Annotated in this window: 16 protein-coding genes and 1 tRNA gene; 2 read left to right on the top strand and 15 right to left on the bottom strand. The window is 53.5% G+C overall.

The window, feature by feature from the left end; genetic code table 11:
- Positions 1-42: 42 nt before the first annotated feature.
- Positions 43-645 carry a peroxiredoxin gene (locus AC55FS_RS05495; RefSeq protein ID WP_496935067.1) on the bottom strand — a complete coding sequence of 201 codons (603 nt, stop codon included), beginning with the start codon at positions 643-645 and terminating at the stop codon, positions 43-45.
- Positions 646-836: 191 nt separating this feature from the next.
- On the opposite strand from AC55FS_RS05495, the gene AC55FS_RS05490 reads away from it, so the two are divergent.
- Positions 837-1,634 (top strand): energy transducer TonB family protein, encoded by a 798-nt coding sequence (locus AC55FS_RS05490; RefSeq protein WP_496935066.1) that lies wholly within the window; start codon positions 837-839, stop codon positions 1,632-1,634.
- Here the strand turns inward: AC55FS_RS05490 and AC55FS_RS05485 are convergent.
- From AC55FS_RS05485 to AC55FS_RS05475, 3 genes are read right to left on the bottom strand one after another with little or no spacing between them, the layout of a single operon-like run.
- A complete protein-coding gene (locus AC55FS_RS05485) occupies positions 1,603-4,050 on the bottom strand; it encodes a phosphoketolase family protein (protein ID WP_496935065.1) in 2,448 nt (815 codons plus the stop codon). The genes AC55FS_RS05490 and AC55FS_RS05485 overlap by 32 nt on opposite strands.
- Positions 4,047-4,943 carry a ribose-phosphate diphosphokinase gene (locus tag AC55FS_RS05480; protein WP_496935945.1) on the bottom strand — a complete coding sequence of 299 codons (897 nt, stop codon included), beginning with the start codon at positions 4,941-4,943 and terminating at the stop codon, positions 4,047-4,049. Before AC55FS_RS05480 ends, AC55FS_RS05485 begins: the two co-directional genes overlap by 4 nt.
- Complete coding sequence (locus AC55FS_RS05475; protein ID WP_496935064.1) at positions 4,943-6,472, bottom strand: thymidine phosphorylase family protein; 1,530 nt, start codon at positions 6,470-6,472, stop codon at positions 4,943-4,945. The genes AC55FS_RS05480 and AC55FS_RS05475 overlap by 1 nt, the downstream gene beginning before the upstream one ends.
- Positions 6,473-6,599: 127 nt before the next feature.
- Between AC55FS_RS05475 and AC55FS_RS05470 the strand changes: the two genes are divergently transcribed.
- Positions 6,600-7,967: an MBL fold metallo-hydrolase gene (locus tag AC55FS_RS05470; protein WP_496935063.1), complete on the top strand. Its 1,368-nt coding sequence runs from the start codon at positions 6,600-6,602 to the stop codon at positions 7,965-7,967.
- A 116-nt stretch (positions 7,968-8,083) separates the two neighbouring features.
- Here AC55FS_RS05470 and AC55FS_RS05465 read toward each other — a convergent pair whose 3' ends face one another.
- The 11 genes from AC55FS_RS05465 to tpiA all read right to left on the bottom strand — a co-directional run bounded on the left by AC55FS_RS05465 (position 8,084) and on the right by tpiA (position 18,592).
- Positions 8,084-8,251, bottom strand: a complete 168-nt coding sequence (locus AC55FS_RS05465; RefSeq protein WP_496935062.1) for a hypothetical protein — start codon at positions 8,249-8,251, stop codon at positions 8,084-8,086.
- A gap of 175 nt (positions 8,252-8,426) precedes the next feature.
- The gene (gene pnp / locus AC55FS_RS05460; RefSeq protein ID WP_496935061.1) at positions 8,427-10,529 is read right to left on the bottom strand and encodes a polyribonucleotide nucleotidyltransferase; all 2,103 of its coding nucleotides are present in this window, start codon (positions 10,527-10,529) and stop codon (positions 8,427-8,429) included.
- A gap of 214 nt (positions 10,530-10,743) precedes the next feature.
- Positions 10,744-11,013 (bottom strand): 30S ribosomal protein S15, encoded by a 270-nt coding sequence (gene rpsO / locus AC55FS_RS05455; protein WP_094058461.1) that lies wholly within the window; start codon positions 11,011-11,013, stop codon positions 10,744-10,746.
- A 90-nt stretch (positions 11,014-11,103) separates the two neighbouring features.
- The gene (gene truB, locus AC55FS_RS05450) at positions 11,104-12,051 is read right to left on the bottom strand and encodes a tRNA pseudouridine(55) synthase TruB (protein ID WP_496935060.1); all 948 of its coding nucleotides are present in this window, start codon (positions 12,049-12,051) and stop codon (positions 11,104-11,106) included.
- A 2-nt stretch (positions 12,052-12,053) separates the two neighbouring features.
- Positions 12,054-12,455: a 30S ribosome-binding factor RbfA gene (gene rbfA, locus AC55FS_RS05445; protein WP_496935059.1), complete on the bottom strand. Its 402-nt coding sequence runs from the start codon at positions 12,453-12,455 to the stop codon at positions 12,054-12,056.
- Positions 12,456-12,538: 83 nt separating this feature from the next.
- Positions 12,539-15,076 carry a translation initiation factor IF-2 gene (gene infB, locus AC55FS_RS05440; RefSeq protein WP_496935058.1) on the bottom strand — a complete coding sequence of 846 codons (2,538 nt, stop codon included), beginning with the start codon at positions 15,074-15,076 and terminating at the stop codon, positions 12,539-12,541.
- A 27-nt stretch (positions 15,077-15,103) separates the two neighbouring features.
- Positions 15,104-16,600: a transcription termination factor NusA gene (nusA, locus tag AC55FS_RS05435; RefSeq protein WP_496935057.1), complete on the bottom strand. Its 1,497-nt coding sequence runs from the start codon at positions 16,598-16,600 to the stop codon at positions 15,104-15,106.
- Positions 16,601-16,621: 21 nt separating this feature from the next.
- A complete protein-coding gene (rimP, locus tag AC55FS_RS05430) occupies positions 16,622-17,053 on the bottom strand; it encodes a ribosome maturation factor RimP (protein ID WP_496935944.1) in 432 nt (143 codons plus the stop codon).
- Between the two features lie 292 nt (positions 17,054-17,345).
- A tRNA-Leu gene (locus AC55FS_RS05425) sits at positions 17,346-17,431 on the bottom strand.
- Between the two features lie 30 nt (positions 17,432-17,461).
- Positions 17,462-17,839 carry a preprotein translocase subunit SecG gene (secG, locus tag AC55FS_RS05420; RefSeq protein ID WP_496935056.1) on the bottom strand — a complete coding sequence of 126 codons (378 nt, stop codon included), beginning with the start codon at positions 17,837-17,839 and terminating at the stop codon, positions 17,462-17,464.
- A 12-nt stretch (positions 17,840-17,851) separates the two neighbouring features.
- Positions 17,852-18,592, bottom strand: a complete 741-nt coding sequence (gene tpiA, locus AC55FS_RS05415) for a triose-phosphate isomerase (RefSeq protein ID WP_496935055.1) — start codon at positions 18,590-18,592, stop codon at positions 17,852-17,854.
- Positions 18,593-18,645: the final 53 nt, after the last annotated feature.

Genomic DNA, 18,645 nt, shown 5'->3' with positions numbered 1-18,645 from the left:
AAGCCCGCTGCTAGCGGGCTTTTTTTATTGCGTCAAAGCCTGTTACAGCTTGTCGCTTTCGGTCGCCAGGTAGCTAGCCACACCTTCAGGAGATGCGTCCATACCTTTGTCACCTTTGTTCCAACCCGCTGGGCAAACTTCGCCATGCTGCTCGTGGAATTGCAGTGCTTCAACCAAACGTACCAGCTCATCAATGTTACGACCCAGCGGCAAGTCGTTGATGTTCGCCGCACGTACCAGGCCTTCTTTGTCGATCAGGAAAGCGCCACGCAGAGCAACACCGCCAGCTGTTTCAACGTCGTAGGCTTTACAGATGCTGTGATCAACGTCTGCTGCCATGGTGTACTTAACTTGGCCGATACCGCCTTTTTCTACTGGCGTGTTGCGCCATGCGTTGTGAGTGAAGTGCGAGTCAATCGACACAGAAATCACTTCTACGCCCAGATCTTTGAACTGCGCCATGCGGTGATCCAGAGCAATCAGCTCAGATGGGCAGACAAAGGTGAAGTCCAGTGGGTAGAAAAATACCAAAGCGTACTTGCCTTTGGTCGCTTCAGAGAAGTTGTACGAATCAACGATGGTGCCATCGCCCAATACCGCTGGTACGGTGAAATCTGGGGCTTGCTTACCGACTAATACGCTCATATCAATAGCTCCTTGTGGGGTTTACTCAATGCTCGTCATCCGGTAACACATCGACCGGGAATTTCAGAGGAGGGCATCATACAATGCTCATTTGGCTAATCCCACCATCACTATCAGAATCATGGGAAACGATTAGTTTTGCCAATACATGTCATAGCAAAGAGCTATAGCCAGCCGTGGCGAGGCTCACGGTGAAAGTGACCACACAGCGTCGGCGCCAGGCGCTGGTATTGCTGCTGTCCATTGCCGTGCACGGTGCACTGCTCGGTTGGCTAAGCCAACACTTGCAACGCCCTGCCACTGTCATTCAGGCCTCACTGTCGCCATTGACGGTAATACGCCAACAACAGGGTCTAGCCCAGCATGATCAGGCCCGCAATGCTGGCATTCAGTCACCAAAACAACCCGCCGTACCGAAACAGCCAGCCACACCACCACAGCCAGCTAGGCCCAAACAAACTGCGGTACCCAACCCTATCGCCAATACCAAGTCGCCACCCGTGCCTGCAGCCCCTGCGGCCAGCAACAACATCGCTAAGAGTCGGCGCCCTAGGCCGATCAGCACTGCAGCCAATGCCCTATCGCCGGCGATACCCGCACAACCCGCAGCGCCAATGACAACGCCCACAACAAGCGTGTTAACTGCTCCTACTGAGGTGCAAATCGCCACCCAAGGCCAACAACCATGGAGCAGTGATCCCCACGAGCGCCACTACCAACAGCAGTTAATGGCACATTTACGGTCGCGTTTAATCGCCCCAGCGGGTTTGCGTGGAGAAGTCAGATTAGAGCTGGTGATCCGCTATGGCAGCATGGCAACCGAAGTCAGAGTGATCGTCAGCTCGGGCTCACGACAAGTCGATGATTGGGCCATACGCGCGGTATTGGCTGCTAATCCGTTTCCGCCTGTGCCTGATCATCTGCCGCAGCCCTTTGTATTTCGTCCGACGCTGAACATCAGTCCAACGCCGGGTAAGGATCGCGGATAATGTGGTAAGGATTGCCCTGACCACAAATCGCCGCCCATTCTTCTGCCGACAGCCAACCGAGTGGATCCTGTCCGCTCAAGCGCGCCAGTGCCGCCACTGCATCAGCCCAGGTGCAGCGATTGGCAAATAACATAGCGTCGCTATCCAAGGTGCCACCTTGATTGACGTAACCCAAGGCAATCGAGTGCTGCGGACCTAAATCCAGCCAACGAGCGTGACCAAGCAGTACTTCCGGGCGGATATGGCTAAGGAAAACGCGCTGCTTGACCCTGGCCGGGAACAAGGACTCATATACGGATTCACTGGCCAGAACTTGCGCTTCAAACTCATCCCGCGGCGAGCGAAAACGACCTGGCTCTAACAAATAAATAACAGAGTGCGGCACTTGTCGCTGCCGTAAACGATCACTGGCCAGCAAGGCTTGCTGCAGCTGATACGCACCGCAAGCCACCAATTGCAGCTCAGCACCGCAATGGCCGCGCACACAGATGGCACCATCTTGCACCAGCGCTTCTGCCTGGCGCGCATCAAACACGCACGGCATCGACGATTTAGGCACCACCAAATTCCATACGCTGCCCAGATCGCCATAACAAGCCTTTAACGCCGCCATGGCGGAATTTGCATCGGCTGGAAAAACCACCCGCGCCATATCAGACATCTCCCCCAGCAAGCTTTCGGCCAGGGAGGGGTCTTGATGGCTTTGCTCGTTTTTGCCGTTTTCCCACACATGGGACGTCGATACTACCGGCAGTCCTAGCCAACTCGCTGGGTCATCGGCCTCTTTTTGCTGTCGAGCAAAGATAATCGCTTGCCGCAGTGCGCCCAGCATCTTGTTGGCAAACGCCTCGTATGACACCACCAGATTTAACCCCGACTGATTGGCCAGACAGGCACTGACCACCGCCTCTTCATTTAACGCCGTAATCACCGCACCATCGACGGACTCAGACACACCAGGCTCTGGCTCAGTCACCCTGTGGTGCAGATGATCAAGGGTCTGGTTCATACGATTTGAGCGCAGCTCATCAGGGTTGCCGACGCGCACTCGCAGCTGCGGATTGACCTCAATCAGATCGACAAAATACTGATCCAATGCCGCCATCGGCGAGCCGGCTTTATCGCGCCAATGTGGCTCGTGACGGTTAATGGTCACCGCTGCCGCCCGCCACTGTGCTTTCGGTTGCTGTAACTCTTGTACCGCCTGTTGCCATACCTGAATGGGTTGATACAGCGCCCGAGCACCTTGATGGAAATAGTGCAGTGCTTCTTTATCCTGGCGCGGATTGCTGCCCAGCGGTAAACCATGGGCAGCATTGGTGCCGGCACCAGGAAAACCAAAGCCTTTAATGGTATCGGCAATGCAATAAGGCAGTGATACCGGATAAGACGCGAGTCCGGCCTGCACGGCGTCACCGGCGTGCAGCAAATGTTGCTCCATGGCATAAATGGCGCAAACAAAGGCAGCCGGGTCACGGCCATCAATGACAAAAGGATTAAATCCCTGATGACGTAAATGCTGCACAAACCAATCCACCCCACCTTGCTGAGCAACGGTGGTGCGTTGATCAATGCGCCGACCATTGGCGATCATGATAGGGCTAACCAGGCCGCTGTCCTCTGCCCGCCACCAACGTGCCGCCCAATCACTGCCACGCTGCTCTTCAAAAGCGCCGTCACTTAAAAAGGCCACCAGCCGCTCGCCCGGCAGCGGCTGATGCACATACTGCAAGCCAGCAAAGCCCAAATAACCGCCCTCTATACGTGCCCCGGCGGTGTTCACATTGACGTGGGAGCCGAGCGGAGACAGCGGCTTGCCATCGGGTTGCACTCGATAATTGTAAAAGTCGGCGACAAACTCACTGAGCCCGTCATCATCGAGGGCATAGCGCTGTCGACGCTCTGCCAGTGCGGTGCCGGTCAATAATTGCAAGGCATCAACCGCCGCCACACAGTGGCCCTGGCCCATCAGCCAGTCACGGTGGGTCTGGGTTAAATGATTAATCGCCAACATGCCTGCATAGGCCGGCACCATATTCAACGAGCCGCCAGTATGGCCTTGAGGGTCTCGTTTAAAATGTTCAGCGGCCAAATCACGGCCATCGAGAAACACCTGCTTGGCATAGGTCATATGCACCACCAGCCACATGGCTTGATTACACAGCTGATCCAAGGCAATCAGCTTGCGATAACAGTCGCTGCGACTGGCGATATGGCCGGCTTCTAATAATGCCGTTGCCAGCTCATACACTTGCAATTGGGTGCTGTCACTGTGCTCTATCACGCCACAACCGCCAGCCCAACGAGCAAAGTCGGCGTCATACTGACGGTGCTGCAAAGCAGTCGCAGCAATGTCTTGCTGCGGATAACTCTGCCCGGCATCCAGGCTAAACGGCAAGTGTGCATGCTCAGTCATAATGAACTCCTGATCTGTTCCATCAGATCGCTGATCGCCGGCGCAAGCAGTTCGGCGGTGGCTATACGGTTAGTGGGATGGGGAATGCAATCACAGCTGATGATGTCGGCAATGGGCCCCTGACGCATTTCCTGCTCCGCGCCATCGGCAAAGACCGCGTGCACAGCAATGCACAACGGCTTAGCCAAACCCTGCTGAACTAACTGCTCGGCGGTACGCAACATGGTGCGGCCAGTGGATACAATGTCGTCCACCAACACCGGAGTGTGCTGTTGATAGTGGCGAATATCGGGCACCTCGATGGCCACTTCCCGATCACCACTGCGCTGTTTATTCAGCACTAAATAATCGCAGTCAGCGGCCTTGGCGACCGCCGTGGCCCATTGCTCACTTTCCGCATCTGGGCCGATCACCAAAGGTTTCGTCACTGAATGCAGAAAGTCGCCAATTGCCTCGGTGGCATGCAATGCCCGGCTTGGGATCTGATAAATTTCATCCAGACTGTTGTAACGATGCAGATGAGGATCAATGGTCACCAGTCCGTCAACCGCCTGGCTCAGTAACTCAGCAAAGTACTTAGAGGTCAGACACTCGCCCGGATGGAAACGAATGTCCTGGCGCATATAGGCCAGATAAGGCGCCACCAGAACAATGTGACGAGCGCCCATATCACGTAAATGTCTGGCCATAAACCAGATTGCCATGGCCGGATCATTGGGCTGATGCAAGTGACACAGCAGCACAATGTCTTCACCGGTCACGTCCGCTGGCAGGTTAAAATAATGCTCACCATCAGGAAAATGCCGCTGCTGCAAACTCAACAGCTCGGCATCGAGAGACACGGCCAGCGTTTCAGCCATGGCCTGATGCTGATCCAGGCAAATCAGTTTCATCACACCCACTCCTCTTCAATCCTCACCACATCGTTATGACCGTCGAGAAAATCTAATGCATAAGCCAACTCGCCTGGTGCTTCAGCGTGCAGGGTAAATAACGGCGCCCCTGCTCTAACCTCATCGCCCAATCGCACATGCAGTTCAATGCCGGCTGCAGCGGCATTGGGTGCGCCTGCCAGAGAAGCCAAACGCGCCAGAAAGCGATTATTAAAATACGCCACCACGCCGCTGTTCCTTGCTTCGATACAGTGACTAAAGGCTGCTACCGGCGGTGTTTTAAGGCCGCCTTGGGCCATGCAAATACGCTCAAATTGCGCCCAGGCAGCACCGCTTAACAAGGTTCGCTCCGCCAGCTCAAAGCCTTTGCCAGGTTCTGCCACGGCGCCCATTTCCAGCAATACAGCCGCCAGTTGCAGCGATTTTTGCCGTAGATCCTGCGGTGCATGTAGATCGTTTTGCAGCACCTGCAGCACATCTCTAGCTTCCAGTGCCGGACCTATACCGCGACCAATAGGCTGGCTGCCATCACTGATGATGGTGCGCACATCCAGCTCCAACGCGGCTCCGGTTCTCTCTAACAGCTGTCTAAGTTTATGGGCTTTTTCTTCGCTGCGAACCTTAGCGGTAGGCCCGACGGGAATATCGATCAGCACATGGGTGGCACCCGCGGCGACTTTTTTTGATATCACTGAAGCGACCAGCTGCCCTTCACTGTCCAAATCTAACGCTCGTTCTATGCGGATGATGACATCATCGGTTGGGCTAAGACTGACCGAGCCTCCCCAGGCCAAACAAGCGCCGCTGCCTTGAACCACTTGCAGCATTTGTTCAAAGCCCAGTTTCACTTCGGTCAGCGTTTCCATGGTGTCGGCGGTTCCGGCCGGTGAGGTAATGGCCCGGCTTGAGGTTTTTGGCATTAGCAAGCCATTGGCCGAGACGATTGCGACCACAATTGGCGTGGTGCGGTTGCCCGGCAAGCCACCCACACAGTGCTTGTCTAACACGTGATCGCTGCGCCAATTAAAACGTTTGCCACTGTCGACCATGGCGCGGGTGATGGCGATGGTTTCATCCAGATCGAGGCGATCACCAGCACAAGCGGTGACATAAGCCGACAGCTGAATATCACTGTAAAGGCCGGCATGAATGTCATTGATGATGGCGCGGGCACGCTGACGATCAAAACGCTCACCATAGAGCTTGCCGCGCACAAAGGACATGGATTCCACTGGATGGGCATGATGCAGCCAACACTTTTCACCATCTTCCGGACAGCCAAGACGCTGCCATGCGGCCTCAGACAAAGCTGCCTGCTCACACGGCAAGCGATCATTGCTGACCAACACCAGCTGCGCGATAACGGATTGCTCAGCGGTGCGCACTTCGACCTGAGCATGGGCATTAAACCCTTCGGCGATGGCCACATGGCAATCACTGCGAATGTACACCACCGGCTGTTGATGGGTATCGATACCCATACGGCTTAGGTACAGATAATCGGGTGTATGTGAAGCGTGCTGGTCCATGACATCCCATTCAGACTGACAAATCATGATTCAGTGTAGGGACTGACTCAGACGCAGACCTTGCTGTGCATCAACACTCAGTCACCTGTGCTCACCTATGCTGAAAGCATCTGCCAAGGAGGTTGCCGTGAGTGATCAGCTGAGTGTGCAATTTATCGGTGCGACCGGAACCGTTACCGGATCGAAGTACCTGGTTCGCTACGGCAACCATCGCCTTTTGATTGACTGTGGATTGTTTCAGGGCATCAAAAACGTACGCCGACGCAACTGGGCGGAGTTGCCGTTTCAAGCGTCCGAGCTGGATGCCGTGTTACTCACCCACGCTCATATCGATCACTCCGGCTATTTACCTGCGTTAATGAAGCAGGGCTATCACAAGAGCATTTATTGTTCAGAGGGCACTAAAGCACTGTGCAAAGTATTGCTGCCCGATGCCGGCTACTTGCAGGAAGAGGATGCCAAGTACGCCAACAAAAAAAAATTCAGTCGCCATGAGCCGGCTGAGCCTTTGTATACCGAAGACGATGCGCGTAAGGTGTTGCGCCAGTTTAAAGCTCAGGCCTTGGCTGAACCGTTGCAGTTAGCCGGTGGTATGACGGCTGAGTTTTTGCCAGTGGGGCATATTCTGGGGGCCTGCGCCATTCGCCTCACTTACCAAGGCAAACGCATTATCTTTAGCGGCGATGTCGGCCGCAGCGACGATTTGATTATGTATCCGCCACCACCCTTGCCGGAAACTGACTATCTGGTGGTGGAATCGACCTATGGCGATCGCCGTCATGAAGACGTCGATGAGCACCAAGTCATCGCCGATATTATCAATCGCACGGCTGCTCGCGGCGGCATTGTGTTGATGCCAGCGTTTGCCGTCGGCCGGGCGCAAATGGTGCTGCACATTTTGGCCCAGCTACGCCAGCAGCAGCGCATTCCCACCATGCCGATTTACCTGAATAGCCCCATGGCCATTCGCGCCACCGAGATATTTTTTGATCTGCATGAGCAGCACAAGCTCAGCCGTGAAGACTGCCAACGCATGGATGACATCACCACCTATGTGAAGACGGTGGAAGAGTCGATTGAACTGAATAACCGCAAGTATCCAGCGGTGATTATTTCTGCCAGTGGCATGGCCAGCGGTGGTCGGGTATTGCACCACTTGAAAACCCTGATCGGAGACCCTCGCAACAGCGTATTGTTTCTTGGTTATCAGGCCGCCGGTACACGTGGTGATGCCCTCACCCACGGCGCCGATCACGTTAAAATCCACGGCCAATACTTTCCCGTGCGGGCGGAGGTGCACAACCTGCAAGCGCTGTCCAGTCATGGTGACTATGTAGAAATTATTGATTGGCTAAAACGCTCGCCGTGTCAGCCCAAGCAGGTGTTTGTTACCCACGGTGAAGACTGCGCCGCCGATGCGATGCGGTTAAAAATCGAAGATGAGCTGGGCTGGCATGCTCAGGTTCCTGAGTATCTGCAAAGCATCGACTTGTAAGCGCTACCTGCCAAAGGTAGCGTTCTGTAACCAATGGCTTCGCAGGCTTAGATACCGGCTTCTATAGTAGCCAAACAACCCTTGTGAAGTGCCGTTATGGATGCGTCGAACCTGACCTATTTGCCCACCATACCCAGCCGGCCGAATAGCCCCAGCGGCGCTATTGCACCTTCTTCCAATTCCAATAACACTCCTCCAAACAGTGACAGCCGCGTCGGTGCGGTGGAGTACATTGCCAAAACTGACCCGGACCAGACTCCGCCGCAGCGACAACGTGGCCGCAATGCCGTTGAGGATACCTTTTTACAAGTCGAACAAGGCGACAGCGCCCCCCGTCCCGGCCAGCTACTCAATATCCAGGCATAAAAAAACCGCTGCTAAGCAGCGGTTTTTTTGAGCTATTAATCAGGCTAGAGAGATTGTCCCCTGCCTAGTTGATTGCTCTAAGGCCAGTCGAACTTATTGCTCAACGCCTTTCATCGTCAGCTTAACGCGACCTTTAGGATCAACGTCCATCACGTGAACCTTAACTTTCTGGCCTTCGCTCAGGTGGTCGGCCACATTCTCAACACGCTCGTCGCTGATTTGAGAAATATGCAGCAGGCCATCTTTGCCTGGCAGAACGTTAATGAAGGCACCGAAGTCAACGATCTTGCTAACAGTACCGTCATAGGTCACACCCACTTCAATCTCAGCCGTGATGGCTTCGATCATGGCCTTAGCGGCATCGGAACCGGCCTTGTCGGCAGCAAAGATTTTGATTTCGCCGTTGTCGTTGATGTCGACAGAAGCACCGGTTTTGTCGGTGATGTCACGGATGGTGGCACCGCCTTTACCAATCACGTCACGAATCTTGTCTGAATCGATCTTCATGGTGGTCATGGTCGGTGCGTTGTCAGACAGCTCTTTGCGTGGTTCAGCAATGATCTGGTTCATACCTTCCAGAATGTGCAGACGCGCAGCTTTAGCTTTCTCCAGCGCGATCTCCATGATCTGCTCGGTGATGCCTTCAATCTTGATGTCCATTTGCAGTGCGGTGATACCTTCGTCGGTACCCGCGACTTTAAAGTCCATATCACCCAAGTGATCTTCATCACCCAGGATATCGGTCAGCACAGCAAACTTGTCGGCTTCTTTCACCAGACCCATGGCAATACCAGCCACCGGGGCTTTGATCGGTACACCAGCATCCATCAGCGCCAAAGACGCACCACACACAGACGCCATAGACGACGAACCGTTTGATTCAGTGATCTCAGAAACCACGCGAATGGTGTATGGGAACTCATCTTGGGTTGGCATCATGGCTTGGATACCACGACGAGCCAGACGACCGTGACCAATTTCACGACGACCTGGAGAACCCATGCGGCCGGCTTCACCGACAGAGAATGGAGGGAAGTTGTAGTGGAACAGGAACGGATCGTCTTTAGTGCCGTGCAGGAAGTCGATCATTTGCGCGTCACGGCTAGAGCCCAGCGTGGTGGCTACGATGGCCTGAGTTTCACCACGGGTGAACAAAGCAGAACCGTGTGCGCTGGTCAGTACGCCAGTTTCAATGGTCAAAGGACGCACGGTGTCGTTGTCACGACCGTCGATACGAGGCTGGCCGTCGATCACGCGCTGACGTACCACTTCGTACTTCAGCTCACCGACCATAGAAGCCACTTCGTCTGCCGTTGGGCCTTCTTCGCCTTCTGCGGCAGCCAATTTCTCAACCGCTGCAGCTTTGATTTCATCAACGCGGCCGTAACGAGCCATCTTGTCAGAGATGGTGTACGCCTCGCTCAGCGCGTCAAATACTTCGCCTTTAACGGCGTTGTACAGAGTTTCGTTACGTGGCTCGGCTTGCCAATCCCATTTTTCAACACCCAGCTCTGCGGTCCACTCATTGATGGCATCAATGGCCGACTGGAATGCTTTGTGGGCAAACAGTACCGCACCCAGCATTTCGTCTTCGGTCATTTCGTCGGCTTCGGATTCAACCATCAGTACCGCATCTTTGGTACCGGCAACCACCATGTCCAGCAAAGAGTCTTCCAGCTGGCTGTAAGTTGGGTTCAGCATGTAGCCGTCTTCATCGGTGAATGCAACGCGCGCCGCACCAATTGGACCGTTAAACGGTACGCCAGAAATCGCTAATGCCGCAGATACAGCGATCATCGCCAGAATATCGGGATCCACGTCTTTTTCAGAACCGATCACCGTTGGAATGACCTGAACTTCGTTCATAAAGCCATTAGCAAACAGTGGGCGAATAGGACGGTCAATCAGACGTGACGTCAGGGTTTCTTTTTCAGAAGGGCGACCTTCGCGCTTCAGGTAACCACCAGGAATTCGACCAGCGGCATACATTTTTTCTTGGTAATGAACCGACAGCGGGAAGAAGTCCTGGCCTGGCTTAGTGCTCTTGGCAGCGACCACAGTGGCCAACACCTGGGTTTTACCCATAGTTGCCAATACTGCACCGTCGGCCTGACGGGCAACACGGCCGGTTTCTAAAGTGACGGTCTGACCGCCGAAATCGAAAGTTTTGGTTTTAGCAGCAGGAATGATGCTCATAATCTATTGGTTTCCTTAACAAATTAACGTCCTGCATACTGCCGGTGCTTCTAAGCATTAGCCTTCACTGCGAGGCAAAGACACATGCTTAGAAGCACCACCGCTAACAACGCGGGGTTGGCACCACAGTAGGGGCAGGGAATGGAAAAACGAACGGCGGGTAGTGCTCAGATACAACAAAAGCCCCGAAGGGCTTTTGCTGCACAGCGAGATCTTAGCGACGCAGACCCAGGCGCTTGATCAGCTCCAGGTAACGGTTTGCATCTTTACGCTTCAGGTAGTCCAGCAGCTTACGACGCTGGTTAACCATGCGAATCAGACCACGACGAGAGTGGTGATCTTTACCGTGTGCTTTGAAGTGGTCTTGCAAGCCAACGATGTTATGAGTCAGCAGGGCAACCTGTACTTCTGGAGAACCGGTATCGCCTTCAGCGGTTTGGTACTCTTTTACGATCTCAGCTTTTTGAGCAGCTGTTAATGCCATTGTTATTACTCCACAATGAATGTGCATGACAAATTTGGCATCACCACCGTGCACATTAACAGTGGCATGCGTCGTCACCGACGGTGACGGTTAATCGTCGAACTGCAACAGGCGCTGCGGGCGTATGCCCCGGCGTTCGATCCGGCCAATGCCGATCAGCTGTCGCTGTCCTGAATTAACGGCCCACAATTGTACTGAAGGACAATCGGCAAGACCAGTGCTGATCGCTTGTCCGTGGCGGATTTTTGCACACTCATGCTGATCCAACTCCACCACCGGCCAACTGTTCGGTAACGCCAGTGCCATCGGCAGCAATAACGCATCTAATGCATTAGTGTCAGATTGCTCTGCCAATTGCTCCAACTGCTCGAGGGTGACCGCTTGCGTCAGGTTAAAAGGGCCTGAATGAGTACGGCGTAAATGGCCAACGTAAGCACCACAGCCAAGGCCGTTGCCTATGTCTTCTACCAGGCTGCGAATGTAGGTGCCTTTAGAGCAGCGCACCGACAACTCCAACTCAGCGGCATGCTGGGCATTAAGAGTGAGCTCATGGATAGTGACGGTACGACGCTTTTTATCGGCAATGGCTTGCGCTTGCTCAGCCGTCATGCCCTGACGAGCCAGCTCATACAGAGGCTTGCCATCCAGCTTAAGCGCGGAAAACATCGGCGGGACCTGTTCAATCGGCCCGCGCCATTGCTCTAACACCTGTTCTACCTGGACCTCACTCAGCTCAGGGACAGGATGTGTTTCCACTACCTCGCCTTCCACATCACCGGTGGAGCGAATTTCGCCCAATACGGCGGTGGTGTCGTAGGCTTTGTCAGCGTCTAACAATAACTGCGAAAACTTAGTGGCTTCGCCTAAGCAAATGGGCAACACACCACTGGCTTGGGGGTCTAGGGCACCGGTATGGCCCGCTTTGCGCGCATTGTAAAAGCGCTTCACCCACTGCAACACCTGGTTTGAGGTCAGCCCCAGCGGTTTATCAACCACCACAATGCCGTGCACCGCACGGCCTTTGTTACGTCGCGCCAAGGTTAGTCCTCGTCGCTGCCGTCTTGGTGACGAGCGTCATCTTGCTGACGCGCTTGACGAATCAGGCCAGTCAGGTGATGACCACGGTCAAGGGTTTCGTCGTAATGGAAGCGCAGCATTGGCGTCACGCGGGTGGTCAAAATACGCGCCAATTCAGAGCGCAAATACCCCGCTGCATCGTTAAGAATCTGCGCAGTTTGGCGACGAATATCAGCATCGGTTTCGCCTTTAGCGCCCATCACGGTGAAATAAATATCTGCATAGCCAAGGTCTTTGGCCACTTTTACCTGGTTCAGGGTCACCATGCCCAGGCGTGGGTCTTTCATTTCGAACTGAATCATTTGTGCCAGTTCACGCTGGATTTGCTCACCCAAGCGTGAGGTACGGCTGTAGTCTTTTGGCATAACATGCTCCTCAAAAACAGGCCGCCCAGAGACGGCAAAGCCCGACCATCAAGGCCGGGCTTCGGGTCGACACGCGACTGTGGTTACAGCGTACGTGCGACTTCGCGAACGTCGAACACTTCGATCTGATCGCCTGGGCGAACATCCTGATAGTTCTTCACACCGATACCACACTCGATGCCTTGGCGAACGTCTTGTACGTCATCTTTAAAGCGACGCAGAGATTCCAGCTCACCTTCGTAAACAACCACGTTTTCGCGCAGTACACGGATCTTCTTGTTACGGTAAACCGTACCGTCGATCACCATACAACCAGCGATCTGACCAAACTTCGGCGACTTAAATACGTCACGAACTTCAGCCACACCGACGATTTCTTCACGCAGTTCAGGTGCCAGTAGACCGGCCATGGCTTGCTTAACATCGTCGATCAGATCGTAGATCACGCTGTAGTAGCGCATATCAACGTCATTGGACTCAACCACGCGCTTAGCAGCGTTGTCGGCACGAACGTTAAAGCCAAACACGACCGCACCCGATGCAACGGCCAGAGTGGTGTCGGTCTCGGTGATACCACCGACGCCAGACGATACCACGTTAACTTTCACTTCATCGGTAGCCAGCTTCTGCAATGATGCAACAATGGCTTCCAATGAGCCGCGCACGTCGGCTTTCAGAACCACGTTGAGGTTAGATACCTGACCTTCCGCCATGTTGTTAAACAGCGCGTCCAGCTTCGCCGCTTGCTGGCGCTGCTGTACTTGCTCTTTTAACTTGGTTTCGCGGAACTCAGCCACTTCACGGGCTTTCTTCTCGCTCTCCACCACCATGAAGTTATCACCAGCATCCGGCGTACCGTTAAGGCCGAGGATTTCAACTGGGATAGACGGACCGGCGTTGTCAGCCTGCTTACCGTTTTCATCTAACAGAGCACGGGCACGACCATAACAAGTACCTGCCAGCACGATATCGCCTTTATTCAGCATACCGTTTTGTACCAGCAAGGTAGCCACTGGGCCACGACCTTTATCCAGACGCGATTCCACCACCACACCTTGTGCAGGGCCTTCGAAGTGCGCTTTCAGCTCCAACAGTTCGGCTTGCAACAATACCGCTTCGAGCAGTTCGTTGATGCCTTGACCTGTATGGGCAGACACTGGGATAAACGGCACATCACCACCCCAATCTTCCGGGATTACATCACGAGCTGACAGCTCGTTCTTAACCCGATCAGGATCTGCGGTTTCTTTATCCATTTTGTTAACAGCGACGACGATCGGTACGCCGGCCGCTTTAGCGTGTTGTACCGCTTCTTCGGTTTGTGGCATCACACCATCGTCGGCAGCGACTACCAGAATAACCACGTCCGTCGATTGCGCACCACGAGCACGCATAGAGGTAAAGGCTGCGTGTCCAGGAGTATCCAGGAAAGACACCATACCGTGGTCGGTATCAACGTGATAAGCACCAATATGCTGGGTAATACCACCCGCTTCACCCGACACGACGCGTGATTTACGGATGTAGTCCAGCAACGAGGTTTTACCATGGTCAACGTGACCCATCACAGTCACGACCGGCGCACGTGTGGTTTCATCACCATCGTAATTAACCGCTTCCGTCACCGCTTCTTCCAGCGCGTTGTCAGAAATCAGTTTCGATACTTTATGGCCCATTTCTTCAACGACTAAGGTTGCAGTGTCCTGATCCAGAGTCTGGTTAATGGTCGCCATCACGCCCATTTTCATCAGCTCTTTAATCACTTCACCGGCCTTAACAGCCATTTTTTGTGCCAGATCACCAACGGTAATCGCTTCTGGCAACTCAATATCTTTAATCACTGGCGCCGTAGGCTTAGTGAAAGCATGCTCATTCGCCTGCTTAGACGCACGACGATTGCCACCTTTCAGTTTAACCTTGGCTTTGCGGTTGCCACGGTTACGATCGTTTGAGCCGGCATCACGATCCATAAAGCGGCTGTCGTCATCGCGCTCGCGCTTTTTGTCATTTTTGCCTTTTTTACGACCAGCGCCTTCTTCCTGACGCTGCGCAGCCACTTCGGCTTCGGCACGTTTTTGTGCCACGTCTTCTTCAGGCTTAGCTTTGGCTGGCTCTTTTTTAGCAACGGTAGCCGCAGGCTTAGCAGCACTGGCAGGTTTTGCCGGCGCTTTATCGCTGCTTTTCGCAGTTTTTTCCGCTGCCACTTTATCGGCAGCGGCTTTTTCTGCTGCAGCTTTTTCAGCGGCTGCTTTTTCTGCTGCTTCACGCTCAGCTGCCAGACGAGCTTCCTCTTCCTGGCGAGCTTTTTCAGCGCCAGTATCAACTTCGTCACGCTTCACATAAGTGCGCTTTTTACGCACTTCAATGGTCACGGCTTTTTTACCACCTTGACCAGTTTTCAGCGTGGTAGTCGCTTTACGCTTTAAAGTAATTTTTTTCGGCGCTTCCGCCGATTCGCCGTGGCTCTTTTTCAAGAAGCTCAGCAGCGTGTGTTTTTGTTCATCGGATACTGTCTGTTCCGCAGCTGTCTGAGGCAGGCCGGCCTCTTTCATCTGCGACAACAACCGATCAACACTGGTTTTGACCACGTCGGCGAGTTCTTTAACTGTTACATCTGCCATACGTTTCTCCTATGCCGAGCGAATGGTTTACTGAGAACCCTCAAACCAGGGCTTGCGGGCCGTCATAATCAACTCGGCCGCTTTCTCTTCTGTCATGTCGTCAATGTCGAGCAAGTCATCCACCGACTGTTCTGCAAGGTCTTCCATGGTGCAAATACCTTTACTGGCTAATACCAGCGCCAGGTGCTTGTCCATGCCTTCCATTCCTAACAGATCATCAGCAGGCTGAGCTTCCTCGAGCTGCTCTTCGGAAGCAATTGCCTGAGTCAGCAACACGTCTTTCGCACGGTCGCGCAGCTCAGCAGCCACTTCTTCGTCCAGCCCCTCAATCGACAGCAGTTCTTCCATCGGCACGTAGGCAATTTCTTCCAGCGTGGTAAAGCCCTCTTCCACCAGCAAGGTGGCAAAGTCTTCATCGATATCGAGGCTTTTAATAAAGCTGTCAATAAAACCTGATGCTTCAGCGTTTTGCTTTTCAGCAGCGTCGGCTTCGGTCATGACATTAATTTCCCAACCCGTCAGCTCTGATGCCAGACGAACATTTTGTCCGCCACGGCCAATCGCTTGGGCCAGGTTATCCTCCACCACGGCTACGTCCATGGTGTTGGTTTCTTCGTCCATAATAATGGAGGCGACTTCTGCAGGTGCCATGGCGTTGATCACCAACTGTGCCGGATTGTCATCCCACAGCACGATGTCGATACGCTCATTGCCACCTAATTCGTTGGTCACTGCCTGTACTCGGGCACCGCGCATACCAACACACGCACCCACAGGGTCGATGCGCTTATCGCTGGTTTTGACTGCAATTTTTGCACGTGAACCTGGATCACGAGCAGCACCTTTAATTTCAATAACGTCTTCGGCAATTTCCGGCACTTCGATGCGGAACAGCTCGATCAGCATTTCCGGACGGGCACGACTCATCATCAGTTGTGGGCCACGATTTTCCGGGCGCACATCAAACAAAATGGCTCGTACACGATCGCCCATGCGCATGATTTCGCGACCGATCAGTTCTTCTTTAGGCAACAGACCTTCGGCGTTATTACCTAAATCAACGATGACATTGTCACGTGTAACTTTTTTGACGGTGCCGCCCAGCAACTCGCCAACGCGATGCTGATATTGATCAACAATCTGCGCTCGCTCTGCTTCACGGACTTTCTGCACAATGATTTGCTTGGCCGCCTGGGCTGCAATACGACCAAACTCAGGGTTTTCAATTTGAGTTTCGTAAGTATCACCAGGCTGCAGGTTGGTATCGATTTCATGCGCTTCTTCCAGCGTCAGTTCATCGCCCAAACCTGGCACCACATCATTACTGACTACCAGCCAGCTGCGGAAGGTTTCGTAATCACCGGTTCTACGATCAATGTCGACACGAATAGTCGCGTTTTCATCTTCGTAACGTTTTTTCGCTGCCGCGGCCAAGGCTGATTCGATGGCTTCAAAGATTATTTCTTTGGAGACGCCTTTTTCGTTGGATACCGCTTCTGCGACCAGGAGAATTTCTTTGCTCATCTTCTAGCCTCGCTGTGCAACTTAGTCCTTAAACTGTGGAACGACTCGCGCCTTATCGATCAGTTCAATGGGCAATAAATATTCATGCCCATCGACGAACAGCACGACATCTTCCTGCTCCGTACCAATCAATTGGCCCTTGAATTTACGACGACCGTCGAACGGCATACGCAGACGCACATCAATAATGTGGTTGGCATAGGCCTGAAACTGCTCCAGGGTGAACAAGGGTCTGTCCATACCTGGTGACGATACTTCGAGGGTGTAATCCTGCGATATTGGGTCTTCTACATCCAGCACACTGCTGAGCTGGCGACTGACAGAAGCACAGTGATCGACCGTGATGCCATCGGCATGATCGATATAGACACATAACACCGTATGCTTGCCTTGAGCTATATATTCCAGCCCCCAGAAAACAAATCCCATGGATTCCACCACAGGTGCCAGCATCTCAGTTAACTGTGTGTCTTTTGCCAACCGTTTACCCTCGTCACAAACAAAAACTGGGCAACAAATGCCCAGTCCGCTAAAGATTTCTGCAGACCAAAGACCCTAAGGTCTTTGTCAGGAACCGCCAGCATACCTAGCGGTATCAGACAGCTACTAAAAAGCCCCTGACTGGAGGGGCTTTCAACTCACTCAGCGTTAACAACACTGAACTGCCTGATCAAAGCGCGCACATTATAGGCATGTCGAATAAAAATTGCGAGCAGCACAGTCGCGCTAAGACTATAAAGAGAGTTGGTGCGGATGGCGAGACTCGAACTCGCACGAGCTTAGCTCACCACCCCCTCAAGATGGCGTGTCTACCAATTCCACCACATCCGCACTACAAGGGCTCAGGCCCAGCCGTCAGCCTTATTCTTCGATAACAGGTTCATCTGTTACAGAAGCATCCAGCTCAGGTACGTCAGAGGGCGCGGAGTTTGCCACACCTTCACCACCTTGCTCAAGTGTTTTTAATGCTTCTTGGCTGGGAATGCCCAAATCCAGTGCAGACGTGGCTTTATCTTTGGCAAATACCGCCAATCCCAAGCTGGTAACAAAAAAAGCCGTCGCCAAAATCGCGGTACTGCGACTCAGGAAACTCGCATTGCCCTGGCTACCAAAGACAGTCTGAGAAGCACCGCCACCAAAAGACGCGCCGGCATCAGCACCCTTACCTTGTTGCAGCATCACAAAACCGACGATGCCTACTGCAAGCAGGATGTGTACGATTAAAATTGCTTGTTCCATATGAATGACAACCTATGAATGACAAATGGCCAAAAATTCTTCGGCGTCCAAAGAGGCGCCTCCTACTAGGCCGCCATCGATATCTGGCTGACCAAATAATTCTGCCGCATTAGCAGCTTTAACACTGCCGCCATACAGAATACGCGTATTTTGCGCGACGGCTGCGCTGACTTGCTGCAGTTCAGCACGAATAAACGCATGCATCGCCTGCGCCTGCTCCGGTGTTGCTGTTTCGCCGGTACCAATGGCCCACACAGGCTCATAAGCAATCACCAGCTGCTGCCAATCCGACTCAGCCAGCTCATCCACCAACGCCTTCAGTTGCGAGGCAACCACTTGCTGTTCCTGCCCTTGCTGACGCTGCGCTAGCGTCTCGCCGACACAGACGTAGGCGAGCAACCCTGCAGCCAGAGCCTGACGTGTTTTGGCCAGCACAGTGGCATCATCTTCAGCAAACAATGCCCGCCGTTCCGAGTGGCCAATCAGCACCTGTTGGCAGCCAATGTCTGCCAGCATGCCAGCAGACACTTCACCTGTGAATGCGCCAGCGTCGTACGCTGCGCAGTTTTGTGCACCGGTGCTCAGTTGGGTGTTTTGATTGAGTTCAACCGCCTGCGACAAATAAGGCGCAGGAGGAAAAACCACCACGTCTTTATCGTCATCACGAAAGTCCGCTAGAGCCTGTAACAACTGCTGAGTGGACGCTTTAGAGGCGTTCATTTTCCAGTTGCCGGCAATCAGACGACGCCGCATAAGTTATCCCCAAAATCAAAGAGCGCAGATACTATCCAAGTTGCGCCGTTGGC

This window comes from Bacterioplanes sp. CLAM21 (assembly GCF_059641015.1).
This window is presented reverse-complemented; position numbering and strand designations above follow the sequence as displayed.

Coding starts and splice junctions, on each gene's coding strand:
- nusA (WP_496935057.1), bottom strand. CDS start 16,600: ATGAGCAAAGAAATTCTCCTGGTCGCAGAAGCGGTATCCAACGAAAAA.
- AC55FS_RS05480 (WP_496935945.1), bottom strand. CDS start 4,943: ATGAAACTGATTTGCCTGGATCAGCATCAGGCCATGGCTGAAACGCTG.
- rbfA (WP_496935059.1), bottom strand. CDS start 12,455: ATGCCAAAAGACTACAGCCGTACCTCACGCTTGGGTGAGCAAATCCAG.
- AC55FS_RS05475 (WP_496935064.1), bottom strand. CDS start 6,472: ATGGACCAGCACGCTTCACATACACCCGATTATCTGTACCTAAGCCGT.
- AC55FS_RS05485 (WP_496935065.1), bottom strand. CDS start 4,050: ATGACTGAGCATGCACACTTGCCGTTTAGCCTGGATGCCGGGCAGAGT.
- rpsO (WP_094058461.1), bottom strand. CDS start 11,013: ATGGCATTAACAGCTGCTCAAAAAGCTGAGATCGTAAAAGAGTACCAA.
- infB (WP_496935058.1), bottom strand. CDS start 15,076: ATGGCAGATGTAACAGTTAAAGAACTCGCCGACGTGGTCAAAACCAGT.
- tpiA (WP_496935055.1), bottom strand. CDS start 18,592: ATGCGGCGTCGTCTGATTGCCGGCAACTGGAAAATGAACGCCTCTAAA.
- AC55FS_RS05495 (WP_496935067.1), bottom strand. CDS start 645: ATGAGCGTATTAGTCGGTAAGCAAGCCCCAGATTTCACCGTACCAGCG.
- pnp (WP_496935061.1), bottom strand. CDS start 10,529: ATGAGCATCATTCCTGCTGCTAAAACCAAAACTTTCGATTTCGGCGGT.
- rimP (WP_496935944.1), bottom strand. CDS start 17,053: ATGCTGGCACCTGTGGTGGAATCCATGGGATTTGTTTTCTGGGGGCTG.
- secG (WP_496935056.1), bottom strand. CDS start 17,839: ATGGAACAAGCAATTTTAATCGTACACATCCTGCTTGCAGTAGGCATC.